General features: G+C 32.9%; 1 protein-coding gene. It reads left to right on the forward strand.

What is annotated here, in order from left to right:
• Positions 1–176 precede the first annotated feature (176 nt).
• Positions 177–4,193 (forward strand): sensor histidine kinase (locus QVA17_RS12305; protein WP_287389286.1); only part of this gene is annotated, 4,017 nt, incomplete at its 3' end.

The raw sequence follows: 4,193 nt of genomic DNA on the forward strand, positions 1-4,193 counted from the left end.
TCGGTACAGCTTCTTTCGAATACCATCCAATAGCAGACTATAGCACGAGTATGTGGGAGAGTCAATTATTGTTTAGAATTTTAAGCAATTCTTCTCATATATATATCAATAGATGAAAAACAATACTAATTATGTTATAATATTTGTAACTGTAACGTGAACAAAGTGAGGAGAAAATGGATAAATACAAATTTCATGTGAATAAGTATAGTGTTTCCATGATTATAATTGGAATTATACTTAATTGTATGGGTAGAATTATAGCCACTAATCTTTATTTGCCATTTTATATGGATGCCTATGGCACTTATTTAGTGAGTATAGTTTTAGGCCCTCTTGCCGGTGCATTTGCAGGTCTGGCTATGAATTTAATATTTGCAATAGGAAATCCCAGCGAGTTATTATATGCCATTGTAAGTGTTGCTGGGGGAATTGTTGTGGGTAAAATGTTATACGATAAGGATAAGTCTAATTATCTCTTTACAGTAATTGTAACTGGTTTGGCAGCTAGTTTTACAACCGTTCTTTTCTCCACACCTATAAATATGTTTTTAAAAGACGGCATGACCGGTAATATCTGGGGAGATGCCTTGGTTGAAATGACTTATTTTAGAATTAATGTTAAGGCGATTTGTTGTATTTTAGGTGAATCTATTGTCAATCTTCCAGATAAGCTAATAACTTTAATGTTTATGGTCACTGCAGTAGAGGCCTTTAGAAAAGAAGGAATTGTGCTAAATTTAGGACAGGATGAAGAATTTTTAGAGCAGAATAGTAAACGTAGGGCAGAGATAAGACATAAATATGAAGTGAAAAGATACGAAAGAGCTTTAAAGAAGAATAATTTAAAGAAGAATAAGAAGAAGTTAATAATAATCCTCATAATTCCACTATTGGCTTCCTATATGGCGGTGGGCTCTAACCTTGCAAAAAAAGTAGTTACTGCGGACTTAGTTGATAGTATAACTCTAGATGCAGTAAGTTCTAGTACAGTGGTTAAGGATAATGTTAATTCTAATATAAATGTTAACTATACTGGCATGTGTTATGGTATTGAAAATGGCTTAAATACAGCACAGATTAATGATATAGCACAAACTGGAGATGGCTATATTTATGTAGGAACTTATTCTGGCTTGTATAGATATGATGGAATAAACTATTCCCTTTATGATTTAGATGATCGAATTGCTAATGTAAAAAAATTAATGATAGATAATTTAGATAGGCTTTGGATAGCAACTAATGATAGCGGTTTAGCTTATTATAATTACGAAAGAGATGAACTTAGATTTTTTACTACAGATGAGGGCTTATGTTCAGATTCCATAAGAGACATGTGTGATGATGGCAATGGACATTTATATGTGGCAACTGCCTCTTATCTAGCGAAGATAAATCTTGTATATAACAAAGAAAATGAAGCTAATTATACAGATGATACATTTGTAATTACCAATATGGACAAAATCGAAGAGACTAGCTATGCGGATAGTATTTGCTCTTTTGGATCAGAAAAAATTTGCGGAGTCAATAAGGATGGAGAAGTCTTTGTTCTTGATTCCGATAATTTGGTGAGCCTATATTCTTCATCAAATCCAGAATATGAATACACTTCTATTGAATATTCCTCTAATGAAAATTGCTTCTATATAGGCACTAGTTCTAATATTATTGAAAAGGCAAGTTTTGTAGATAACCAATTTACAACCTTTGAGTATATTAGTACAGGGGATCTAACTAATATCAATTACATAAACTATAGCACTGCCTTTGAAGGTTGCTTTATTAGTGCAGAAACTGGAATCGGCTACTTATCAGAAAGCAGTGTCTTTGAGGATTTATCTAGATATGATTTTAATGATTCTGTAAGAGGAATGATTGTAGATAAACAAAATAATATTTGGTTTGCTTCTGCTACACAAGGAGTTTTAAAGCTATCTCTAAATCCTTTTGTTGATGTTATATCCACAAAGGGTGTAAGTACAAGTACGGTTAATTGTTGTTATGTAGATGGTAAGTCTATTTATTTAGCTACAGATACTGGAATTATTACAGTGGATTCTAATGGAAATGTTATTGAAAACGAGAAGTTTGATATTTTTGATGGCATTAGGGTTAGACACATTTTAAAAGATAGTCATAAGACTTTGTGGGTAAGTTGTAATGGTGATTTAGGTCTTATAGCCATAAAGGATGATGGAAGCGTTATAAATTATAATTCAAATGATTCTGGTGTTTTAGGTGAATATTTTAGATTTACTATGGAGCTATCTGATGGAAGAATCCTTGCGGCTTCTGATTTAGGTATTAGTTTTATAGAAGATGGAAGAGTTGTAAAAACCCTTGGAAGTGAAGATGGAATTGAAGTTACCAAAATCCTTTCTGCCTTTGAGGAGGTTGAAGGAGATGATGTTACAGGAGAGCAAGAATCTCGAATTTATATTGGAACAGATGGAGCGGGGGTCTATGAAATTAGAGAGGATAAAATAGTTAATCACATTAGTAAGGAGGATGGACTTGCCTCTCAAATCATATTAAAGATAGTGGATTGCTATGATGGTCGTTTATATGTTACAAGTAATGACATTTATTATCACAAGAATACGGGGGAGATTAGGAGATTGAATAATTTCCCATATTCGAATAATTATGACATTTACATAGACAAGAATAGAAATGCTTATGTTAGTTCTAGCTGTGGTATGTTTGTAGTTAATGAACAGGATTTATTAGCTAATGAAGAGAATTACACCTATACCCTGCTAGATTATAAACGAGGTCTTGATACAAGTCTTGTTGCTAATTCCTTTGATTATATAAAAAACAACAAATTATATATTTGCTGTAATGATGGAGCTAGAGTTTTAAATTTAGACAGTTATGGAGATTTAGATACACATTTTACCATAACCATAAGTAAACTTAGCCAAGGAGACAATGAGGTTAGATTAGTTAATGGCGTTTACAGTATTCCAGCAGGAATAGGCCAGATTGCTATTACCCCTTGTATATTAAATTACACAGTTTCTGATCCTTTAGTTTATGTTGAATTAGAGGGTATTGATGATGGTGGTGCTTATTATAGACAATCATCCATGGAAACCCTTAATTATGGATTTATTCCTTATGGATTACATAAACTAAGAATTAGGGTAGTTAGTGATTCCCTTGAAACTAGCTATAAAGAGGCGGTTTTCTTGCTTTATAAAAATGCTAAATTATATGAACGTTTCTATTATAAGGTTTACTTAAGTGTTAATACCGTGATGTTTGTTGCTATTCTTGCCTGGCTTCTTTCTAAGATGGGTAATATAGCAGTTATTAATAGACAATATAATCAGATTCGTGAGGCTAAAGAAGAGGCGGAGCATGCTAATCAGACTAAATCTAGATTCTTAGCTCAGATGTCTCATGAAATAAGAACTCCAATTAATGCTATTTTGGGAATGGATGAAATGATTTTAAGAGAAAGTAATGAGGCAGATATTAGGGCTTATGCAGCGGATATTAACACTGCAAGTAATACCTTGTTATCCCTAATCAATGATATTCTAGATTCTTCTAAAATCGATTCTGGAAAAATGGAAATAGCGCCTATAGAATATGAACTTTCTGGTCTTATTTATGAACTTGTCAATATGATAAGCTGGAAGGCTCAGGCAAAGGATTTAAGCTTTACTGTAGAGGCAGATCCTAATCTTCCAAAGAAATTATATGGAGATGATGTAAGAATTAGACAAGTAATAACTAATATCTTAACTAATGCCGTTAAATATACAGATACTGGCGGAGTTTGGTTAAGAGTTAGCGGTAAGAATTTAGGGGATAAGTTGATACTTCACGTTGAGGTTGAAGATACTGGTATTGGTATTGAAGAGGAAAATATATCTAAGCTTTTTGTGGAATTTGAAAGACTAGACATGGGTAGAAACAGAAACGTAGAGGGCACAGGGCTTGGTATGAATATCACAATAAAGCTACTAGAGTTAATGGGTTCAAAGCTAGAGGTTACAAGTATTTATGGTAAGGGTTCTAAATTCTTCTTTGACCTAGAACAGCCTATTGTAGATCACGATCCTATGGGAGATATTAATAAAACTAGAGTTATTGATAAGAAGGAGAGTACAGAGAAGTCCTTTGTTGCTGAAAATGCCAGTGTTTTAGTGGTAGATGATAATGCCATGAATAGA

The organism is Lachnospira sp. (assembly GCF_016290755.1).
GTDB lineage: Bacteria > Bacillota > Clostridia > Lachnospirales > Lachnospiraceae > Lachnospira > Lachnospira multipara.